The 19,866-nt window shown below is 72.5% G+C and carries 18 protein-coding genes; 5 read left to right on the plus strand and 13 right to left on the minus strand.

From position 1 onward, the window contains the following. Positions 1 to 106 precede the first annotated feature (106 nt). Positions 107 to 964 carry an AAA family ATPase gene (locus OG410_RS37640; protein ID WP_329304414.1) on the plus strand — a complete coding sequence of 286 codons (858 nt, stop codon included), beginning with the start codon at positions 107 to 109 and terminating at the stop codon, positions 962 to 964. Then, a complete protein-coding gene (locus tag OG410_RS37645) occupies positions 961 to 2,331 on the plus strand; it encodes a VWA domain-containing protein (RefSeq protein ID WP_329303247.1) in 1,371 nt (456 codons plus the stop codon). Before OG410_RS37640 ends, OG410_RS37645 begins: the two co-directional genes overlap by 4 nt. A 30-nt stretch (positions 2,332 to 2,361) precedes the next feature. Here OG410_RS37645 and OG410_RS37650 read toward each other — a convergent pair whose 3' ends face one another. The 9 genes from OG410_RS37650 to OG410_RS37690 form a co-directional block, all read right to left on the minus strand. Beyond that, positions 2,362 to 3,333, minus strand: a complete 972-nt coding sequence (locus OG410_RS37650) for an alpha/beta hydrolase (protein ID WP_329303248.1) — start codon at positions 3,331 to 3,333, stop codon at positions 2,362 to 2,364. Positions 3,334 to 3,509: 176 nt separating this feature from the next. After that, a complete protein-coding gene (locus OG410_RS37655) occupies positions 3,510 to 5,372 on the minus strand; it encodes a M1 family aminopeptidase (protein ID WP_329303249.1) in 1,863 nt (620 codons plus the stop codon). Between the two features lie 240 nt (positions 5,373 to 5,612). Next, the gene (locus OG410_RS37660) at positions 5,613 to 6,275 is read right to left on the minus strand and encodes a spherulation-specific family 4 protein (RefSeq protein ID WP_329303250.1); all 663 of its coding nucleotides are present in this window, start codon (positions 6,273 to 6,275) and stop codon (positions 5,613 to 5,615) included. Next, positions 6,272 to 7,201, minus strand: a complete 930-nt coding sequence (locus OG410_RS37665; protein ID WP_329303251.1) for an NAD-dependent epimerase/dehydratase family protein — start codon at positions 7,199 to 7,201, stop codon at positions 6,272 to 6,274. The genes OG410_RS37660 and OG410_RS37665 overlap by 4 nt, the downstream gene beginning before the upstream one ends. Before the next feature lie 7 nt (positions 7,202 to 7,208). Further along, positions 7,209 to 7,922 carry a sugar phosphate nucleotidyltransferase gene (locus OG410_RS37670; RefSeq protein WP_329303252.1) on the minus strand — a complete coding sequence of 238 codons (714 nt, stop codon included), beginning with the start codon at positions 7,920 to 7,922 and terminating at the stop codon, positions 7,209 to 7,211. Between the two features lie 34 nt (positions 7,923 to 7,956). Further along, positions 7,957 to 8,958 (minus strand): SDR family NAD(P)-dependent oxidoreductase, encoded by a 1,002-nt coding sequence (locus OG410_RS37675; protein ID WP_329303253.1) that lies wholly within the window; start codon positions 8,956 to 8,958, stop codon positions 7,957 to 7,959. Between the two features lie 108 nt (positions 8,959 to 9,066). Further along, complete coding sequence (locus tag OG410_RS37680; protein WP_329303254.1) at positions 9,067 to 10,443, minus strand: hypothetical protein; 1,377 nt, start codon at positions 10,441 to 10,443, stop codon at positions 9,067 to 9,069. After that, positions 10,440 to 11,978 (minus strand): GT4 family glycosyltransferase PelF, encoded by a 1,539-nt coding sequence (pelF, locus tag OG410_RS37685; RefSeq protein WP_329303255.1) that lies wholly within the window; start codon positions 11,976 to 11,978, stop codon positions 10,440 to 10,442. The genes OG410_RS37680 and pelF overlap by 4 nt, the downstream gene beginning before the upstream one ends. Positions 11,979 to 12,062: 84 nt before the next feature. Then, positions 12,063 to 12,221, minus strand: coding sequence for a hypothetical protein (locus tag OG410_RS37690; protein ID WP_329303256.1), 159 nt, complete (start codon positions 12,219 to 12,221; stop codon positions 12,063 to 12,065). Between the two features lie 652 nt (positions 12,222 to 12,873). On the opposite strand from OG410_RS37690, the gene OG410_RS37695 reads away from it, so the two are divergent. Further along, positions 12,874 to 13,221 carry a PRC-barrel domain containing protein gene (locus OG410_RS37695; RefSeq protein ID WP_329303257.1) on the plus strand — a complete coding sequence of 116 codons (348 nt, stop codon included), beginning with the start codon at positions 12,874 to 12,876 and terminating at the stop codon, positions 13,219 to 13,221. 371 nt (positions 13,222 to 13,592) lie between these two features. Then, a complete protein-coding gene (locus OG410_RS37700; protein WP_329303258.1) occupies positions 13,593 to 14,837 on the plus strand; it encodes an NAD(P)/FAD-dependent oxidoreductase in 1,245 nt (414 codons plus the stop codon). 98 nt (positions 14,838 to 14,935) lie between these two features. On the opposite strand, the gene OG410_RS37705 is transcribed toward OG410_RS37700, so the two are convergent. Then, complete coding sequence (locus OG410_RS37705; RefSeq protein WP_329303259.1) at positions 14,936 to 17,293, minus strand: SpoIIE family protein phosphatase; 2,358 nt, start codon at positions 17,291 to 17,293, stop codon at positions 14,936 to 14,938. Between the two features lie 212 nt (positions 17,294 to 17,505). Next, complete coding sequence (locus OG410_RS37710) at positions 17,506 to 18,210, minus strand: TetR/AcrR family transcriptional regulator (RefSeq protein WP_329303260.1); 705 nt, start codon at positions 18,208 to 18,210, stop codon at positions 17,506 to 17,508. A gap of 91 nt (positions 18,211 to 18,301) precedes the next feature. On the opposite strand from OG410_RS37710, the gene OG410_RS37715 reads away from it, so the two are divergent. Next, positions 18,302 to 18,991, plus strand: coding sequence for a class I SAM-dependent methyltransferase (locus tag OG410_RS37715; RefSeq protein ID WP_329303261.1), 690 nt, complete (start codon positions 18,302 to 18,304; stop codon positions 18,989 to 18,991). A gap of 243 nt (positions 18,992 to 19,234) precedes the next feature. Here the strand turns inward: OG410_RS37715 and OG410_RS37720 are convergent, their stop codons facing one another. Together OG410_RS37720 and OG410_RS37725 are read right to left on the minus strand one after the other, a co-directional pair. Continuing rightward, positions 19,235 to 19,429: a hypothetical protein gene (locus tag OG410_RS37720; protein ID WP_329303262.1), complete on the minus strand. Its 195-nt coding sequence runs from the start codon at positions 19,427 to 19,429 to the stop codon at positions 19,235 to 19,237. Next, complete coding sequence (locus tag OG410_RS37725) at positions 19,429 to 19,854, minus strand: hypothetical protein (protein WP_329303263.1); 426 nt, start codon at positions 19,852 to 19,854, stop codon at positions 19,429 to 19,431. The genes OG410_RS37720 and OG410_RS37725 overlap by 1 nt, the downstream gene beginning before the upstream one ends. Between the last annotated feature and the right edge of the window lie 12 nt (positions 19,855 to 19,866).

Below are 19,866 nucleotides of genomic sequence, written 5' to 3' on the forward strand. Positions count from 1 at the left end.
TGCCGGGCACCGCTGCGTCGTGGGGGCCGTCACACGTGACAGCGAGGGTGAACAAGCGCTTAGATAGTGAGTCCGACCTCGCTCGCGCGTGCTGGAGGCCCCGTTGCTGTTCACATCCGTCGACGACGTCTGCGCACGCCTCGCCGACACGGGCTATCTGGCGTCGCCCGCCGTCGCGACCACGGTCTTCCTGGCCGACCGGCTCGGCAAACCCCTCTTGGTGGAGGGCCCCGCGGGCGTCGGCAAGACCGAACTCGCCAAGGCCGTCGCCCAGGTCGCCGGAGCCCGGCTGGTCCGCCTCCAGTGCTACGAAGGCGTCGACGAGTCACGGGCGTTGTACGAGTGGAACCACGCCAAGCAACTGCTGCGCATCACCGCGGGCCGGGACGAGTCGTGGGACGAGACGCGCACGGACATCTTCTCCGAGGAGTTCCTGCTGCCGCGCCCGCTGCTGACAGCCATCCGCGGCGACGACCCGAAGGTCCTGCTGATCGACGAGACCGACAAGGCCGACATCGAGGTCGAGGGCCTGCTGCTCGAAGTGCTCAGCGACTTCCAGGTCACCGTCCCCGAGCTGGGCACGATCAAGGCGACCAGCCGCCCGTTCGTGGTGCTCACCTCGAACGCCAGCCGCGAGCTGTCCGAGGCCCTGCGCCGCCGCTGCCTCTTCCTCCACATAGGCTTCCCCGACGAGGAGTTGGAGCGCAGGATCGTCCGGCTGAAAGTGCCCGGACTCGGCGAGGCGCTCACCGAGTCCGTCGTGCGGGTCGTCGGGGCGCTGCGGGAGATGGACCTGCGGAAGGTCCCCTCCGTCGCCGAGACCATCGACTGGGCCCGCACCCTGCTCGCGCTGGGCGCCGACACCCTCGACGAGAACGTCGTACGCGACAGCCTCGGCGTGATCCTCAAGCACCAGGACGACGTACTGAAGGCGGCGGCCAAGCTCGACCTGGGCGGCGTGTGAACGCCGTCGTGCCGGCGGACGGTGTCGCGGACCGGCTGACCGGACTCGTCGGCGCACTGCGCTCGCACGGCGTGCGGATCGGCACCGGCGAGACCGTGGACGCCGCGCAGGCGGTGGCGGTGCTGGGCTTCGCGGACCGGGACCGGCTGCGCGAGGGGCTGGCCGCCACCCTCCTCCACAACCCCGGACAGCGCCGGGTGTTCGACCCCGTCTTCGACGTGTACTTCCCGCGGGGCGTAGGGGCGCCGGACAGCGCGGCGCCTGCGGACCGGGACGAGCTGCGGGAGCGTCTCGCGGCCGCTCTGGCCGCCGACGACCAAGCCCTCATGGGGCAGTTGGCGATCGAGGCCGTCGACGGATTCGGCGGCTACGGCGGTACGACGGCGACGGACGGCTGGTCGTCGTACCAGACGCTCGACCGGTTGCGGCCGCAGACGCTGCTGGCCCGCGTTCGGGACACCGTCCGTGCGCGGGGCGGCGCGGAGGGATTCACCGACCGGTTGCTGGAGGACGAGATCCGCCGGCGCATCGAGGTGTTCCGCAGGCAGGTCGCGACGGAGGCACGGCGACGGATCGCCGAGCGGCGCGACCGGGACGAGATCGCCCGGCGAGCGGTGGCCCCGACCGCCGACCGTGTCGACTTCCTGTTCGCCGGACGCGACCGGCTCGCCGAACTGCGCAAGGCCGTCCAGCCGCTCGCGCGCAAACTGGCCACCCGCCTCGCCGCGCGCCGCCGCCGGGCCCGGCGCGGCACCATCGACCTGCGGCGGACCCTGCGCGGATCGCTGTCCACGGGCGGGGTGCCGATGCGCCCCGTGCTGCGCAGACGCCGTCCCGTGCGGCCCGAACTGGTGCTGCTGTGCGATGTGTCGGGATCGGTGTCGGGGTTCTCGGACTTCACGATGCTGCTCGTGCAGGCGCTGCACGACCAGTTCAGCAAGGTGCGGGTGTTCGCCTTCGTCAACCGGGTCGACGAGGTGACCGGTCTGATCGGGCCCGGCTCGGCCGACCCCGAGGGGCTGAGCGCCCGGATCCGCGCGGAGGCGGCGATCACGGGCTGGCACGGCAGCAGCGACTACGGCGTCGCCCTCGGCGAGTTCGCCGAGCGGTACACCGGCGCGGTCGGCTCCCGGACGACGGTCTTCGTCCTCGGCGACGCGCGGACGAACATGAGCGATCCCAACCTGCCCGCCGTCCGGCAGCTCACCCGGCAGGCCCGCCGCCTGTACTGGCTGAACCCCGAGGCGCGCTCGCAGTGGGGCACGGGCGACTCGGCCGCCCTCGCCTACGCCGGCCTCGTGGAGATGCACGAGTGCCGCAACGCCCAGCAGCTCAGCGCGCTGATCGGCCGGCTGCTGCCCGTCTGAACGCCCGCGGGCGCGACAGGCCCTAGGCCGTCACCGGGCCAGGAGCCTGCGCAGCCAGGCGATCCGGGCCGCGCGGGCGGTCCGGGCGAGCACGGTGCCCGGGGCGAAGGCGTCGAAGCCGTGGAAGCCGCCGGGCCACACATGCAGCTCGGCCACCCCGCCGGCCCGCCAGATCCGGGAGGCGTAGTCGACGACCTCGTCCCGGAAGGTCTCCGCGGAGCCGACGTCGAGGAAGGCCGGGGGCAGCCCGGACAGGTCCGAGGCCCGCGCCGGGGCGGCGTAGGCGGGCACGTCCGGGCCGCCGCGCGCCTCACCCAGCACGGCGGTCCACGCCGTCTCGTTGGCCGTACGGTCCCAGGCGCCGACGCCCGCCATCTGGTGCGCGGAGGGAGTGTCGTTGCGGTCGTCGAGCATCGGATACATCAGGACCTGCCCGAGCGGCCGGGGCCCCTCGCGGTCCCGGGTGAGCAGGGCGAGCGCCGCGGTGAGGCCCCCGCCGGCGCTGGCGCCCGCGACGACGATCCGCTCCGGATCGCCGCCGAGCTCCCCGGCGTGCCGCGCCGTCCACAGCAGACCGGCGTAGACGTCCTCCACCCCGGCGGGATACGGGTGTTCGGGCGCCAGCCGGTACTCCACGGACACCACGACCGCGTCCAGCTCCCTCGCCCACTCCAGGACGACCTCCACCCCGGCCCGGTTGTTGCCGAGAACCATTCCGCCGCCGTGGGAGTGGTAGATCACCGGGCGCGGCCCGTCCCCGGGCGGCGCCAGGGGCCTGACGACGAACAGCGAGACGTCGGGAGCGCCCTCGGGCCCCGGCACCGTCAGGTCCGTGGTCGTGAAGGCGCCGCCGTCGGTGAGGTCGTACGCGGGCACGACGGACTCCTGCACCCCGCGCAGGGCGGCGATGTCCGCCGGGCTCGGCCCGGACGGGTCGGACGGCCCGACCGCCGCGAGGGCGATCCCCAGTTCGGGGTCGAACGGGGGCGGTACCAACACCATGACGTCTCCTCGCACCGAGCACGGTGGCTCCCTGATCCCATGATCGGGCGCCGTGCTCCCGGACCGGGAGCCGCCGTACGGCGGAACCTGCCCCCGACCCGGCCTGCCATGCCCGCCGCGGTGACGCCCGAAGGTGTCACCGCGACGGACACGGGAACAGGTCGTGCGGAAGAGGGTCAGCCCACGATGCGGTGGGTCGTCCAGAACGACGTCAGGTCCGTGGTCGTGGCGGCCTGGGCGGCTGCCTTGAACTCGGCCGTGGTCGAGACGCCGTACCAGTGCGAAGTGGCGTAGCTCTTCAGCAGGTTGGCCATGGCCGTGTCGCCGAGCACGCGCCGCAGGTCGTGCAGCGCGCACTTGCCGTAGCCGTAGACGACGGTGGAGTAGCGGGACGAGTGCGTGTCCCAGTACGCCATCGAGTTGGTGATGTTCTCCGCGGTCGAGGCCCAGGAGACGCTGCTCCAGCAGCTGGTTCCGGTCTTGCCCTGGGCCAGGTCGGTGGCGTAGTCCGTGAACGACTCGTCGAGCCACGGGCTGGTGTACTCGTCGTCACCGACGATCCCGTAGAACCACTGGTGACCGATCTCGTGGGTGAGCGCCGTGGTGCTGACCAGGTCGAGGACGAAGCCGGGGTACTCCATGCCGCCGAACCAGTAGTTGTTGTCGATCACGGCGTCCAGCTCGCCGTACGGGTACGCGCCGAAGCGCGCGGCGTGGGCGTCCACCGCGGACTTGGCGGTGGTGAGCATCGACTGGGAGTCGGAGGAGCTGATGCCCGAGACGGAGTAGATGTTGATCGCGGTGCCGGCGGGGGAGGTGCCGGAGATCTTGGTGAACGGCCCGGCGGCCCAGGCGAAGTCACGGACCTTGGAGGCCGTGGCCGTGGTGACCGTACGGCCGCTCGATCCGGCGGTGTCGACCGAGGTGCCGGTGGCCGGGACGAGCAGGCTTGTCGGGTGGTCGAGGGTCACCTTGAAGTCGGCGGCCAGCGAGTAGAAGGACTCGCCGTTGTTGGTGTAGGGGTCCAGGTGCCAGCCGGTGCCGTCCTTGACCGCCAGGACGGGCAGGGCGTTGCCGATGTTGACGAAGGCGCCGTCGTAGCCGAAGCGGTCGGCGCCGCTGGGCACGGTGATGGCCAGGTCGAAGCCGATCGTCGCGCTCTGGCCCTGGGCCACCGGTGACGTCAGGCTGATCCGGAGGGCCGTGCAGCCGACCGAGAGGGCTCCGGCGGTGCCGCCGCTGACGTTGCTGACGGTGATGGGCATCGCGGAGCAGGTGCCGTGGTAGTTGTCCCACAGCCTCAGGTACACCTCGCTGAGCGCGGTGGAGGAGGCGTTGGTGAAGGTCACGCTCTCGTGACCGGTCCAGCCGGTGCCGCTCGTGTTGCTGGTCAGGCTGACCGTGTACCCCGGGGCGGCGGGTGTGCGGGTGGAGTCGGCCGGCGGGGTCGTGTCACCCGAGGTGTTGAGGGCGATGTCGTCGAGGACGAAGCTCGTCTGGAGGCTGGAGTCCTCGGTGCCGGTGAAGGCGAGGGTGACGGTCTGGCCCGCGAACGCCGAGACGTCGAAGGTCTTCTGGGCGTATCCCGAGGCCTTGTTGAGGTTCGAGTACGTCGCCAGGGTGGTGCTGCCGATCTTCGCCGTCAGCTTGTCGTAGGCCGTCGACGAGGTCGTCTCCGCCGTGTCGATGTGCAGCCAGAACGTGAGGCTGGCACTGCTGCACCCGGAGGGGATCGTGACGCTCTGCGAGAGCGTGTCCGTGTGGGTGCTGCCCACTCCGTCCAGCCAGGCGAAGGCGGTGCCGCCGTGGGCACTCTGGCCGGTCCGGCTGGTGATCACGGTGGTGGAGGACTGGGTCCAGGGCGAAGTGCCGCTCTCGAAGCCGCCGTTGGTCACCACCTGGGCGGGTGTGCAGGCGGCCGCGGCGGCCGGCGCGGTGCTCGGCGAGGCCCCCGCGGGGGTGCCGGGGAGCGAGACTGCGGCCAGGGCGGCGGCGACGAGAACGCGCGCCGCCAGGGCCTTGAGGGGGGTCGGTCTCACACGAAACTCCTTTGAGGCGGCCGGGATTCCGGCCTGCTCGGTGGCTGCCCGGGACGACTGGGGTGCGCCGCTGGGTGGCCGCGGGCCGCGCACGGGTGCGCGCGGTCGCTTGGTGAGATTTCCGTGCCGTCACCCTGGGGTCAGGGCGACGGCATCGGAAAGCCTCGCAGATTTGACCTAGACATGCCATCAAACCGGGGAAGGAGAGGTGAGCCGGAAGGCGGCCGGGGCAGGGGCCGCTCAGGAACCCGGATTGCTCAGGGCGGGCGTCAACCGCGACCAGGGGTTGGGGAGTTCGCCCGTCACTGGTCCGGCCACCGCCGCACCGCGGTCACGCGCGGTGCGAACGGCCAGTGGGACGAGCGTCTCGGGGACGCCGTAGACCAGATGACAGAACAGCTCGGGCGCGTGCCGCACGGTCCACGCCGGTCTGCTGAACGCCGTGACATAGGTGGACCAGTGGCCCTCGAACGTGACGAGCAGATCGGCGCAGCGGGCGTACCCCGGCGCCGGGTGGACTCCCATGTTCAGCACGACCGGAGCCGCGCCGAGCCCGCGCAGACTCCGCACCAGCCGCTCGCAGCCGGGAAGCGCCTTCGGAGTCGGCGCCACCCGGTCGAGGAAACACCCTTGCGTTCCGTACCAGTCCCGGTGCCGCAGGACCTCGTCCGCGATGAGATCCGGATCGCGCGCGCCGTAGTCGGTGTCGACGTACCCGAGCAGCCGGGCACCGGCCGAGCACAACGCGTCGGCCGCCGCGGCGAACGCGGGATCCGGGCCCTCGCCCGGCCCGTCGGCCGGGTTGATGACGACCCCGTACGTCCGGTCGGCCGTTTCGGTCAGCCGCTGCCAGGCGCCCGGGTCGTCGCCGGGGTGGACGTACAGCGGAATCAGCAGGCTCATGGGGTCCGTTCGCCTTCTCCCCGCGGGGTGGGACCGGTCCCCGTCGTGGCCGTCCAGAGGGCGGCCAGCGAGTCGTCGAGCGTCAGCTCCGGCCGCCAGCCGAGCGCCTCCCCGGCGGCGGTGATGTCGGAGCACTGCCACGACACGTCGCCCGAGCGGGCCGAACCGCCGCCGTTCTCCTCGATGCGCCCCCGGAACCCGGCGGCACGCGCCAGGCCGCACACCAGGTCACGTACCGGGACGGCCTTGCCGCCCCCGATGTTGAGGACCCGCGGCAGCGGCCCGGGGGTGGTCGCCGCGGCGGCCGCCGCCCGCGCCACATCGCGTACGTCCACGAAGTCGCGGTACGCCGAGAGATCGCCCAGCCGGATGACCGCGTCCGGGTCCGTCCCGGCCTCGCGGAGCAGTCCCGCGATCCGGCCCGGAAGCCCCGTGGACGGTGCTCCCGGACCCACGGGGTTGCCCACCCGCAGCACCACCGCGTCGAGGCCGGACGTGGTGACGGTGACCGTGCCCGCGAGCTTGGTGGCCCCGTACGGGGTGAGCGGACAGGTGGCCGCGGACTCGGTCGCGGCGGTGTCCCGGACGCCGGGACCGTATTCGGCGGCCGAGCCCAGATGGACCAGCCGGGCGCTCGGCGCCGCCTCGCGCAGCGCGGCGCAAAGGGCCGCCGGACCACGGGAGTTGACCTCGGAAAGGGTCACGGCGTCGCCGCCGGTCGCACCGGCGCAGTTGATGACGGCGTCGGGTGCGGCCGAGGCCAGGGCCGGGACCAGCCGCTCGCGGCGGGCGGTGGCCAGGTCGATGCCGAACTCGGCGGCGGGCGAACGCCCGCCGCCGAGCACCCGCACGCCCGGGAGCGTGCGCAGGTGCTCGACGACATGGCCGCCCAGATAGCCGGTGAAGCCCAGGACGAGAATGCGCATGCGGTGGTCAGGCTCCCTTGAGCAACAGCGACTTGCGCGTGGTGAATTCGGCGTTTGCCCGGTCGTAGTCGTCCGGGCGGCCGATGTCGAGCCAGTACCCGTCGAACGCGTAGGAGTGCGGCTCGCCGCCCTTCCGCAGCAGGTCGAGGACCAGCTCGTCGAAGCCCAGCGGCAGCCCCGGTGTGTAGCCCTCCAGCGCGGAGCGCGACAGACCGTACACGCCCATGGAGACGCGGTAGTCGATGCTCGGCTTCTCGGTGAAGGAGACCACCTTGCGGTCGTGGGTGGTCAGCACACCGAAGTCGATGCGTACCTTGCGCGCGTACGTCGCGATGGTCAGCGGCGCGCCCGAATCGCGGTGCCGCAGCAGGACGTCGCCGAAGTCGAGATCGGTGAGCACGTCGCCGTTCATCACGAGGAACGACTCGGGCAGCCGGTCGCGCATGGTCAGCAGCGGGCCCATGGTGCCGAGCGGGCTCTCCTCGGTGGAGTAGTCGATGGCCAGGCCCCATTGGGCCCCGTCGCCGACGTAGGCGCGGATGATCTCGCCCAGGTGACCCACGGCGATGGTGCAGCTCGTGAAGCCGGACGTGGCGAGCTGGCGGAGCACGATCTCCAGGATGGCGTGCTGGTCGCCGATGGGAACGAGCGGTTTGGGCAGGGCGGTGGTGTACGGCCGCAGCCGGACGCCCTTGCCTCCCGCCAGGATTACTGCGTGCATGGGGTTCTTCCTTCGTGGGACGTGCCGGTCGGGGTCAGATGTTGTAGATGCCGGTTTTGTAGCGGGCCAGGTTCGCCGGTTCGCGGAAGAACTCGACGGTCCGCGCGAGCCCTTGTTCCAGTTCGTGGGCGGGGCTCCAGCCGGTCGCCTCGGCCAGCCGGGTCGCGTCGGCGACCAGCCGCATCACCTCGGAGCCGGCCGGCCGGACGCGTCCCGCGTCCTCGCGCACGTCGAGGGCGGTGTCCATCACCTTGCCGATCAGCGCCACCAGATCGCCGACCGAGATCTCCCCGCCCGTACCGGCGTTGAAGGTCCTGCCCACGACCCGGTCCGCGGGCGCCGTGCCCACGGAGAGGAACGCCTGCGCGGTGTCCTCGACGAAGGTGAAGTCGCGCGTGGGCCGCAGATCGCCGAGGGTGATGGTGCGTTCGCCCGCGGCCACCTGGCCGATGACGGTGGGGATGACCGCGCGCATCGACTGACGCGGGCCGAAGGTGTTGAACGGCCGTAACGTCACCACCGGCGTGCCGAAACTCGCGTGGTAGCTGTCGGCCAGCCGGTCCGCGCCCGCCTTCGAAGCGGCATACGGGGACTGGGTGTTGATGGGGTGGTCCTCGGTGATGGGCACGGTCCGGGCGGTGCCGTAGGTCTCGCTGGTGGAGGTGTGCACGAGCCGGGGGGTGCCGAGCGCGCGCACCGCCTCCAGCACGTTGAGGGTGCCGGTGACATTGGTGTCCACATAGCTGTGCGGTGCCTGGTAGGAGTACGGGATCGCGATGAGCGCGGCCAAGTGGTAGACGGTGTCGGCGCCTTCGGCCAGAGCGCGCACCGAACCCGGATCCCGGACGTCGCCCAGGACGATGTCCACCTGGTCCAGGACATCGGGTCGCAGGGTCTCCAGCCAGCCGTACGAGGAGAAGGAGTTGTACTGCGCCATGGCCCTCACCCGGTGCCCGGAGGCGACCAGCGCCTCGGTGAGGTGGGAGCCGATGAAACCCTCGGCCCCGGTGACGGCGGCGAGCGGTTGGGTAGTCAACTCGTGGATCCTTCCGGTTGGTTGTTTCGTGTGATGGGTGTTGGGTGATGCGGACGAAGGCACGGTGGCCCTCCGGATCCGTCCGGAAGGGCTGTGCGGGGTGGTGGTTCAGGCGTGCGGGGCCGGTCGCCCCAGCAGCCGCACGGCACAGACCGCCAGACACAGGCAGGCCGTGCCGCAGGACAGGGCCAGCACGAGGGCGCCCGGCAGGGAACGGAGCATGATGGCCGCGGCGGCGCCGCAGGCCGCCGCCAGGCAGACCACGGCCGGCTGCCAGGCCGCCCCGAAGGCCTGGAGCAGCAGCGCGGTCCACAACGTGGCCGCGAGCAGCAGCAGCGGGACCGGCTCCGCGCCGGTGAGCAGGGCCGCGGGCAGCAGCGGGAGCACGTAGAGCAGCAGACAGAGGCCGAGGAAGCCGGTCGAACGCAGCAGGAAGGCGGCCGGAGTCGCGGTCGCCCGCAGCGCCGACACCGACATCCCGCGATACCGGTACAGCAGCCACTCCGCCGGACCCATGCTCACGGTCAGCACGACCACGGCGTACGGGTGCTGCCGGCCCTCCAGCAGCACCAGCACCCCGGCGGACAGTCCGAACAGGCCGTACGGCAGCGACCGCAGCAGCGGCGGACGGGACGCGTCCGGGACCGGTGAGGCGCCGAACGCGGACCGCAGCGCCCAGCCGGCCGCGGCGGCCGCGCCGAGCACGGACAGCAGCACCGGGGCGACGCGCCCCGCGGTCCCCGGGTCCCACCAGGGCAGCGCCGCCGCACCGGCGATCAGGGGGGTGAGCGCGGCCAGCAGCAGCCGCTCCCCGCCCAGGACGAGCAGCACCCCGGCCGCCGCCAGATACACCGACTGTGCCGCGGCGACCCCGATCGCGGTGCCGGACCCGGCGACCAGTGCCCCGGCCCCCGTCGCGGCGAGCGCGCCGAGCGGTGCCCCCTTGAGCAGGGTCCGGCCCGCTTCGCGACGGCCCGTGGCCATCCGCACATGGGCACGGTGCCCGAGTGCCTGGCCGAGCGCCCAGGAGACGAGGCCGGCCACCACCAGGACGTCGAGATCCCGGCCCGCGTGCCACAGCCGCCCGGTCAGCAGATAGGCCAGGCCCGGCAGAGCGAACAGCGCCCCGCGCAATCCGCAGCGAACAGCGTCCGGACGCCAGGGATCGGCCGGTCGCGGCGGCTCGGGAAAGGTGCGCGGCACCCGCTCGTACAGCGCGGAGGCGAGCGAGAAGAGGTCCGTGTGCCCGTACCGTTCCTGGATGATCTCGGCGGTCAGCCCCTCCGACTCCAGCAGGGCCGCCACCTCGTACGGGTGGACGGCCGGTCCGATCCCCTCCGCGAGCTCGGCGGCGAGCCGGTCGACGGCCTCCCCGTCCGCGCCGGGGCCGGACGCGGACCGGTCGGGCGTACGGGCGCCGGCGAGCCGCAGGGACAGCGCGTCACCCGCCGTGCCGCCGGGTTCCAGCGCCATGGGTCCGCTCATCCGGCGAGGCTCCTCGACGTGGACGCGGCGGCACGGCCACCGGGGACCGCGAGCGGGGCGTCGGCCGTCGCGGGGACGCCCGGGACGAGCCCGCCGAGCGCCGACAGTTCCCGGTAGATGGTCCGGAACGTGTCGACCGTCTGCCGCAGGGTGAACTGATCGATGACGCGCAGTCTGGCCGCCTCGCCCATCGAGGCGCGCCGCCCGGCATCGCCGAGCAGGTCAAGCGCAGCGGCGGCCATGGCGGCCGGATCGCGCGGCGGGACGACGAGACCGCTGTCCCCGACGGCCTCGCTCACCCCGCCCACGTCCGTGGACACGGTCGCCCGCCCGCAGGACATGGCCTCGATCAGGGTGAACGGGAAACCCTCGCTGATACTGGAGAGCATCACGACGCTGCCCGCGGCGTAGGCGTCCTTGATGTCGTCCACCCGGCCCTCGAAGGTGACCGCCTCCGCCTGCCCCAGCTCGGCGGCCAGCGCCTCGCAGCGTTCGCGGTAGGCCTCGCCCCCGCGCGGGGTGCCGCCGAACAACCGCAGCCGCGCATCCGGTAGTTGGGCCCGCACGAGAGCGAACGCCCGGATCAGGGTCTCCAGGTCCTTGATCGGGTCGACGCGTCCGGCCCAGCTCAGTGTCGGCCGCTCCGGCTCGGGACCGGCCGGCGGGAACGCGGCCGGGTCCACGCCGTTGTAGACGGTACGGATCGACTCGGGCGCGGCACCGCCCCGCTCCTCCCACAGCCGGTTGTAGCGGTTGCCCGGGGTGATCAGGGCCGCGCGCCGGTACGTCTCCTCGGCGAGCAGCCGGAAGAAGCCCAGCACGACCGCCTTGACCGGCCAGCGGTACGGGGCGGTGCGGTAGCCGAGGTAGCGCTCGCGCAGATAGACGCCGTGCTCGGTCAACAGCAGCGGGACGCCGTGCCGTTCGAGCGCGGCCAGACCCGGCAGCACGGCGACGCCGCCGCTGACCGCGTGCGCCACCCCGTGCTCGGGCAGCGGTGCGGTGAGCGGGCGCAGCGCGTGCTCCAGCAGAGCGGTCGCGGTGATGGCGTCGTGCAGGGTCGGCCGTGCCTCGCGGACGGCCAGACCCGGGCGGTTCCACACTCCGGTCAGGACGCCGATCGCCCGGTCGCCGCGCAGGAAGGGACTCAGCGTCCCGTCCGCCGCAGCCCGCGCCATCGCGTACAGGGCGGTGGCGAATCCGTCCTCGGCGCCCGGATCGACCAGTGCGGTCAGGAACTGCTCGTAGACGGAGGCGAGTTGCCTGCGGTGCCGCCCGCGCGGAGGGCGGCCTCCGGGCGCGGGTCCCCACATGGGGACCGTGACGATGTTTGTGATCTGCGCGGGGATGTCCCACACGATCGGTTCACGTCCGGTGCCGGTCACGGCGATGACGTCGAAGTCGAAGTCGGGCATCCCGTCGACGAGTTGGTCGCACCAGACACTGACGCCGCCGTGACTGTGCGGGTAGGTGCCTTCGGTGAGCAGGGTGACGCGCGTCGTACTGAGGCTGCGCGCGCCGCGGGGAACGTGCATGGATGTGCTCCACGGCCGAGGTTGGGGTGGTCGGGCCCGTCCCGTCCGCCGAGGCGCGGACGGGATCTTCGGTCGGTGCGCGGCTCAGTTGTCCGGGCTGTAGGGGACCTGCTCGGGTACTCCCGTCGGCAGGCCGTGGTTGTCGGGTACGTGCGCGGTGTTCGCGTGCGCCGTGCCGGCCGGTGGGCCGGACGCGATGAGCGCGCCTGCGATGGGCGCGGTCGCGCGAATGGTCCGCATCATGCGGTGAAGTCCCCTCCCCGGGCAGGGGTGAGTACCGCTCCCGTGGAGCCGACCACCCCCTGGCGCGACGCCACAGCCCCCTCAGACGTGGTCGTCGACGCGTTCGTCGGGTCACATAGTGGTGTCTCTGTGGAGCTTTCGTGTGCTTGCCGCGAGACATGACGGAAAAGCGCGTCCACCGAACGGGTGATCATTGAATGCCGCGATGACGATGTGATCGTCACCTTGGGCGTTCGATCGGCTACCCAGTGAAACGTTCCTGTGCTTGCGCGGCCCGGAGTCGACCACATCCGGAACGCCTTGGTCCGCCCTGTCGGGGTGTCGGTGGTCCAGGCCGAGACGAGTTTCGGCTGAGTCGTCGGATTCAGGCCACGCAAACCGCGCCTGTGAAGAACGTGTGTGCCGACGCAGCGCCCGTGACTCCTTTCCTGGAGCGCGAGGCGGGGGATGGCGCGAAGGTGTCCGCGGCGGCGAAGGGACTTCGGGGAATTTCCGGTGAGCGGGTGTCAGCGGCCCGGAAGGGGACACCCGTCGACTTCCGGCGGAAAGCGCGCCGGGACATGGTGACCGGGATCCGGTCACCGAAGGACGCGCCCGCGGATTCCTTCCGGGATCGCGGCGCGCGTCCGTGGACGAGTTGGAGGACTTCTTCGTGAACGAGAACCTTTGGGGTTACGGCCCGACCAGCGGGCACACGCCCGACGCCGATCTCTCCGGCTACCGGGTGGAGGCCGCCGACGGCCACATCGGGAAGGTCGACAAGCACTCCGACGAGGTCGGTTCTCAGTACATCGTCGTCGACACCGGCGTCTGGATCTTCGGCAAGGAGGTCCTGCTGCCCGCCGGAACGATCACGGCGATCAGTCACGAGGACAAGACGATCCATGTCTCCCGGACCAAGGACGAGATCAAGGCGGCTCCGGAGTTCGACAAGGAGAAGCATCTCGGCGATCCGCACTACCGCGACCAGCTCGGCGGCCACTACGGCTCCGGACACTGACGCGACGCCGACCGCCGGTGCCCCCAGCCCGGGGGCACCGGCGGTTTTTCGCTGTCTCCGGGCGACCGGGAAAGCGGGAGATCCGGGAAAGCGGGAGACCCCGGCTGGACGGGGGAGACCAGCCGGGGCCGCTTGTGTGCGGAGGCCGCTCCGCTCCACATGGGGGGAACATCGGGCGATATCCATCTATTCCGCCCAGGGTGACCGGAGTGGACGGGACACCGGCGTGGCCCGCATCCGCAGGGCGGGCCCGGCGGGAAGATCGGTTCAGGAGGGCGCGTGCGACGGCGCGGGGCCGCCGTCCTGTGCCCGGACCACCTCCGCGTGCCCACCGGCGCGCGGACGGACCGGCTGCTCGGAGGATGGTGCCCATGACCGCGAAGCGCGGTGTGCCCGATGTCCTGATCGTCGGAGGCGGGCTCGCCGGTCTGGCGTGCGCCCGCGATCTCGCCGGGTACGGCTTCGGGGTCCGGCTCCTGGAGGCCTCGGACGGGGTGGGCGGCCGGATGCGTTCCGACCCGCACGAAGGCTTCGTCGTCGACCGCGGCTTCCAGGTCTTCAACACGTCCTATCCACAGGTCCGGCGCCGGTTCGCCCTGCGCGATCTGAGACTGCGGCCTTTCACGCCCGGCATCCTCGTCCACACCGAGGACGGGACGCTGCGCTTCGAGGACCCGACCCGTGGCCGGCGGCGACCGGGTGACCTGCGCCCGGGGCGCCTCGCGGGAACCCGTGACCTGATCGCGCTGGCCGCGCTGTCCGGCCGGGACATGCTCGCCCCCGCCGGATGGCTCAGGCGCGGAGAGGACCGTACGACCCGCACCGCGCTGGCGGCGGCCGGATTCTCCGAGGAGTTCGTGGAGCGGTTCTTCCGGCCGTTCCTGTCCGGGGTCTTCCTGGAGGACCAGCTGGAGACGTCCAGCCGGGTGTTCCATCTCGTCTGGCGCAGCATGCTGCGCGGCACCCTGTGTCTGCCCGGCGCCGGCATCGGGGCGGTGCCGCGCCTGCTGGCCGAGGGTCTGCCCCCGGACGCCCTACGTCTCGGCACCCCGGTCACGCGGCTCACGGACGACGGGGTCGAGGTGGACGCCGGGGGCGAACTCACCGCGCGGGCCGTGGTCGTGGCCACGGGGCCGGGACCGGCCGCCCGGCTGCTGCCCGGGCTGAGCCTCCCCGGCTACCGCGTCGTGACGACGTACTACCACGCCGCGACCCGTTCACCACTGGCCGAACCCGTCCTGCTGACGGACACCAGAAGGCGTTTCCTCAACACCTGCGTCCTGAGCGAAGCGGTCCGCGGCTACGCCCCGCCCGGGATGTCGCTGATCGCCACCTCGGTCCTCGGGCACGACCAGGAGGGCCGGGAGACCTGGCTGCGCGACGCGCTCGCCGAGGTGTACGGCACCGACACCACGCGGTGGGACCTGCTGACCGTCCGCACCGTTCCCGACGCCCTGCCGGCGATGCCGCCCCCGCAGCCGCTCAGCCGGACCACCCGTGTGGCTCCCGGCCGCTATGTGTGCGGGGACCACCGGGCCACGGGCTCGGTCCAGGGCGCGCTGGCGTCGGGAGCCCGCGCGGCCCGCGAGGTCGCGGCCGACCTGGCAGCACGGTAGACGCCGCAAGCCGCAGGCCCCCCGCCCCCCGCACCCCGCATCCCGGACCCCGCGTCCCGTTCCAGACGCTGGCTGTCCGGCCCTGGGGAGCCCAGACCCTAGGGCAGCGTCTGTTCCGTCCAGATCGTCTTGCCCGGCGCCGAGTAGCGGATGCCCCAGTTGTGGCTCATCTGCGCGCAGATGAACAGGCCGCGGCCGCCCTCGTCGGCCGCGCGTGCGTGGCGCAGGCGCGGAGCCGCCCCGCCGGCGTCGCTGACCTCGCAGGTGATCGTGGCGTCCTTGATGAGCCGCAACCGGATCGGCGGCGCTCCGTACCGCAGGGCGTTGGTCACCAGCTCGCTGACGATCAGCTCGGTGGCGAAGGCGGTCTCCTCGCCCACCTGCCACCTGCGGAGCAGGTCCTGGGCGTGGTGCCGTGCCGCCGCCGGCGCCGTGGGCACGAAGTCCAGGGACCAGGTGGCGACGCGGTCCGGCGGAAAGGCGCGGGTGCGGGCCAGCAGCAGAAGGACGTCGTGATGGCCCGTCGTGTCGCGCAGCCGGTACAGGACATCGTCCCGTACCTCGCTGAGGGGGCGGTCCAGACGGGTCAGCGCGACGCGCAGCGCGTCCTTCGCCCGGTCGCCGTCCGGGCCCTCGGGAACCGGGAACGACGTCGTGCGCAGCGCGAGTACGCTGCCGTCCCGCACGGGCACGGAGGCGGTGGCGAAGGGAGGTCCGTCCTGGCTGCCCAGAAGGGGGCCCGTCGGGAGCTGCGGGACGTGCACGACACCGCCGGGGTGGGCCACGAGGGGCGCGGGATGGCCGGCGGAGGCCATGACGCAGGTCTCCTGGAGCGGGTCGTGGATCGCGTAGACACAGCCGGCTCTGAGCGGCTGCTGGTGCAGCGGATCGCTCGCCGGCAGGGACTCCCGCTCGTGGGCCAGCCGTACGACCGCGTCGTTGAGGCGGGCGAGCAGTTCGTCGGGGTCCAGGTCGAGCGCCGCGAGCGTGTGGATCACCGTCCGGATCTGGCCCATGGCGGTGGCGGCGTCGATACCGCTTCCGCTGACCTCCCCGATCACCAGGGCCGTACGGGCGCCGGGCAGACCGAAGGCGTCGTACCAGGTGCCCGCTCCCGCGTCGGCCGGGATGTGCAGCGGCGCGAATTCCACGGCTGTCTGCGACGGGGGCTCCGGCGGCAGCAGATGGCGTTGCAGCGCCGCCGCGATCGTGTGCTCGCGGGTGTAGCGGCGCGCGTTGTCGAGGCTCAGCGCGGTGTGCGCGGCCAGTTCCTCGGTGACGGCGAGATCGTTCTCGTCGAAGTCGTTGTGCGGTCGTACGCGATAGAGGCTCAGCAGCCCGAGTACGGCGCCCCGCAGCGTCAACGGGACGGTGAGCAGCACGCGGGCGCCGGAGGCGCGGATGGCGCGGGCCCGCTCCGGGTCGGCGTCCAGCCAGGGGGTGCCGCTGTCTAGCGTGACGGTTCGTGGCCGGAGATCGCTGAGCACCTGTGAGTACGGGGTCGGCGACGGCACGGCCCGCACGTCGCCGACGGGGTGGGCCTGCGCCCTGTGGGAGGGGCCCTCGATACGGAAGGCCGCGCGACGCAGCGGGATGTCGCGCCCGAGGGGGCTGAGCGGAGGATCCTCGCCCCGCACCACCGCGTCGACCACTTCGACCACCGCGATGTCGGCGAAGCCGGGCACCAGAGCGTCCACCAGTTCCTGGCAGGTCGTGACGACGTCCAGGCTCCGGCCGACCCGTTCTCGTACCGAGCCGAGTGCCTCCAGTCGCCTTCTGCTCCGCAGCGACTCCGTGACCTCGGTCATGGAGACGACCACGCCGCGCGCGTTCCTCAGCGGGAACGCCGAGACGTTCACGAAGCGCTCCCGCGAGGAGCCGTCCACCGGTTCGAGCTGTACGAGGCAGTCGCTGACGGACGTGCCGTCCGTGAGCACGCCCCGCAGGACGGCCTCGAACTCCTGTGGACGGGAGGGACGGCACACCTCGCCGACCGGCCGGTCGAGAGCCTGGTCCGCCGTGACGCCGGTCAGCGCGCGGGCCGCCTCGTTGACGCTGAGGACGCGCAGCGCGGGGTCCAGGACGAAGAACGCCTCGTGCGTGTTCGCGTGCAGGATGTCGAAGACCGCGGTCGGTGTGCCACGGAGGCGGGCATCGTCGCCGCCCGCCTCGAAGACGCCCCAGGCGACCGCGCCGTCGGAGAGCGGCATCACCCGGACGCGCAGGTCGACCGGGTTTCCGTCGACGTCATGGATGACCAGGGGTCCGGATCCGGGACTCGTGCCGTCGACGGAGTCGGCGCCGGCGGAGTCTCCGGTGTCGGGCGCGACCATGGCGAGGGCCGTTCGCCCCACGGCCTCGGAGTCCGAACGGAGCCAGATCTCGCGCGCTCTGCGGCTCCACCGGACGACGACGCCCTCGCCGTCGACGACCATCAGCGGAGTGGCGGCAGTCACCGGAGATCACCTCTGCTGTGCGTCCGGCTGAGCACCCTCGGGCCCGGGGACGACGTCGACGGCTGATTCACCGGGGAAGGCCGTATCGCGGACTTTGTCTTCTTTGTTCCCTGTGGTCCACAAAACCATCATTCTACGGCGCTGCTGAGCCGCACGCCGATGCGGACCGGCGCGTTCCCCGGAGGTTCCGCGCGGCAGTCGGCAGTCGGCCGTCAGTCGTCAGCCCCGGATGGCCCGGATAGCCGACCGCCGGCAGGGGGCTCGGGGGCGTGCTCGACGCCCGGGGGCAGCAGGGAGCGCAGGGCCATGTCCGTCAACCGGGCCTCCTGGGCGGCCCGGTCCGGCATCACCGCGGTGCGGAGCGGGCGTCCGGCGAGGAGCGAGATCAGCCACCAGGCTGCGGTGTCCGCGCTGATGTCGTCGCGGATGTCTCCTTCGCTCTGGCCGCGGCGGAGCAGGCCCGCGAGGGCTTCGGCGAAATTCCGGTGGATGTTCCGCGCCGCCTCGCCGAGGGCCGGATCGTGGGCCAGGGCCGCCGCGTCGGCGAAGAGGAAGCCATGGGCGCCACGCCGGTGGAAGCGGTCCATGTGGGCCGGGTCCAGGAAGGCGGCCAGTACGTCGGGGACGGGGCGCCCGGTGTCCGCGGCCTCGGTCAGGAGCGCGGTGACCGCCGTGGTCACGTGGTCGAGGGCCGCCTGGTAGAGGGCGGACTTGGACCCGAAGTTCTGGAAGACCACCGGTTCCGTGACTCCGACGCGCCGGGCGATGTCGGAGACCTTGCCCCGTTCGTAGCCGGTCTCGGAGAAGACCTCGGTGGCCGCGGCCAGGATCGAGGCGCGCCGCTCGGCGGCCGGCATCCGGGTGCGGGTACGGGCGGCCCTGCCCTGGCGGGCGGGAGCCTTGTCGGTGTCGGTCACACCCGCCATCGTAGGCCCGTTGCGAGTTTTCTTAGTCGAGACTAAGTTAGTGGTGTACTTAGTCGCAACTAAGTTAAGGGAAGTGGCCGGCATGTCCATCGGACGCCTCATGCAAGGAAAGCCGCACGCGGACACCCCAGGAGTGACGATCGGGGCCCCGCGCGCCTACGAACTGTGCGGCGCGTTCTGCTTCGCGGGCCGGCGGAACCGCGCCTTCTCCCGGCTGGCCGCGCTGAGCGGCGCCGAGAGGGGGGACCGCGTGCTCGACGTGGGCTGCGGCACCGGGTATCTGACCCGGCGGATGGCCGCCGTCGTCGGGCCGGAGGGAACGGTGACGGGCGTGGACCCGTCGTCCTCGGTGCTCGCCTACGCGCGACGCAGGAACAGGGCCGGACAGGGTGCCGTGTGCACCTACGGGGAAGGGGTCGCGGAGGACCTCGCCCACCCGGACGGGTCGTTCGACACCGTCGTCACCAGCTTGATGCTGCATCACCTGCCGGAAGAACTCCGGCCGGCCGCCCTCAAGGAGATGTGGCGTGTCCTGAGGCCGGGCGGGCGCCTGCTGGTCGTCGAGTTCCGGCCGCCGCGCAGCGCCGTCGGGCGCCATCTGGTGCACGGCGGCCTCGGTCACGCCATGTCCCACAACCGGACCGACCTGCTGGACGGGCTCGTCACCGGCGCGGGCTTCGGGATCCGGGGGAGCGGGGACGTCCGCCCGTGGCTGACGTACGTCCAGGGCGTACGGCCGACGTCCGAGGAGTCCGCGGAGCAGTCAGGTTAGGGACCCGCGGAGCGGCCGGGCCAGGAGCCCGGAGCCGTCGCCGCCGGACCGCGCGACCGGCCGCCGTCGCCCCCGGACACCCGGCCCGGCGGCGACTCCCGCACAGCGCCCCGCGGACGACGACACTCGCCGGTGCCGGTGCCGGTGCCGGTGCCGGTGCCGGTGCCGGTGCGGGGTCGGGCCGGGGTCGGGCCGGGCCGGCCAGGACGCGCCCTGGCCGCGCGAACGCCGCCCGGCATGGCGTCAGTCGTGAGCCATGTCCGACTCGGCGGAACTCGCCGCGGACTCCGCGCCGTCGACCAGCTTCTGCAGCCGGGCGACATCCGTGGACGCCGGGCCGGGCGACGCGGGGGCGTTCCCGATGTCACCGGTGCCGCCGCACGCGGTCAGGAGCAGCGCGGCCACGGCGAGGGCCGTCGCCAGACGTGCCGCGCGCATCAGGAACCGGCCCCGTCGTCGTGGCCGTCGCACCACTTCTCGACGTCCGCCAGATCCTTCTGGCGGCTCTCCAGCGTCGGGACGAGCGAACGCCGGAAGGTCAGCCGGTTGTCGAGATACTCCTCGATCTCCGTGTGCCCGGCGGACTTGGCATTGGCCACCCGCTGTTCCAGCCTGGCGATGGAACCGCGCTGAGAGGCGTCCCCGTTCAGCCGGTCGAGGATGCGGTCGATCCTCTGGTCGATCTTCGGCGCGCGCTTGCAGAGCGCCTTCGCGCCGTCCCCCGTCGGCGCGCCCGACGGCCGCGTCCCGGTGCCGTCGGCCGACGCGGCGCCCGCGGCGCCGAGCAGCGCGCCGACCGCCAGCAACGAGACGACGGTCGTCCTGGTCCTCGGTGCCGCCGGCTTCCTCGTTGTCCTCGTCATGCTGAACTCCTC

The sequence above is a fragment of the Streptomyces sp. NBC_00659 genome (assembly GCF_036226925.1).
GTDB lineage: Bacteria > Actinomycetota > Actinomycetes > Streptomycetales > Streptomycetaceae > Streptomyces.

Bases quoted from the DNA above. Each gene is read 5' to 3' on its own strand.
- OG410_RS37650 (WP_329303248.1), bottom strand. From the start codon at position 3,333: ATGGTGTTGGTACCGCCCCCGTTCGACCCCGAACTGGGGATCGCCCTC.
- OG410_RS37660 (WP_329303250.1), bottom strand. From the start codon at position 6,275: ATGAGCCTGCTGATTCCGCTGTACGTCCACCCCGGCGACGACCCGGGC.
- OG410_RS37665 (WP_329303251.1), bottom strand. From the start codon at position 7,201: ATGCGCATTCTCGTCCTGGGCTTCACCGGCTATCTGGGCGGCCATGTC.
- OG410_RS37670 (WP_329303252.1), bottom strand. From the start codon at position 7,922: ATGCACGCAGTAATCCTGGCGGGAGGCAAGGGCGTCCGGCTGCGGCCG.
- OG410_RS37680 (WP_329303254.1), bottom strand. From the start codon at position 10,443: ATGAGCGGACCCATGGCGCTGGAACCCGGCGGCACGGCGGGTGACGCG.
- pelF (WP_329303255.1), bottom strand. From the start codon at position 11,978: ATGCACGTTCCCCGCGGCGCGCGCAGCCTCAGTACGACGCGCGTCACC.
- OG410_RS37690 (WP_329303256.1), bottom strand. From the start codon at position 12,221: ATGATGCGGACCATTCGCGCGACCGCGCCCATCGCAGGCGCGCTCATC.
- OG410_RS37700 (WP_329303258.1), top strand. From the start codon at position 13,593: ATGACCGCGAAGCGCGGTGTGCCCGATGTCCTGATCGTCGGAGGCGGG.
- OG410_RS37715 (WP_329303261.1), top strand. From the start codon at position 18,302: ATGTCCATCGGACGCCTCATGCAAGGAAAGCCGCACGCGGACACCCCA.
- OG410_RS37720 (WP_329303262.1), bottom strand. From the start codon at position 19,429: ATGCGCGCGGCACGTCTGGCGACGGCCCTCGCCGTGGCCGCGCTGCTC.
- OG410_RS37725 (WP_329303263.1), bottom strand. From the start codon at position 19,854: ATGACGAGGACAACGAGGAAGCCGGCGGCACCGAGGACCAGGACGACC.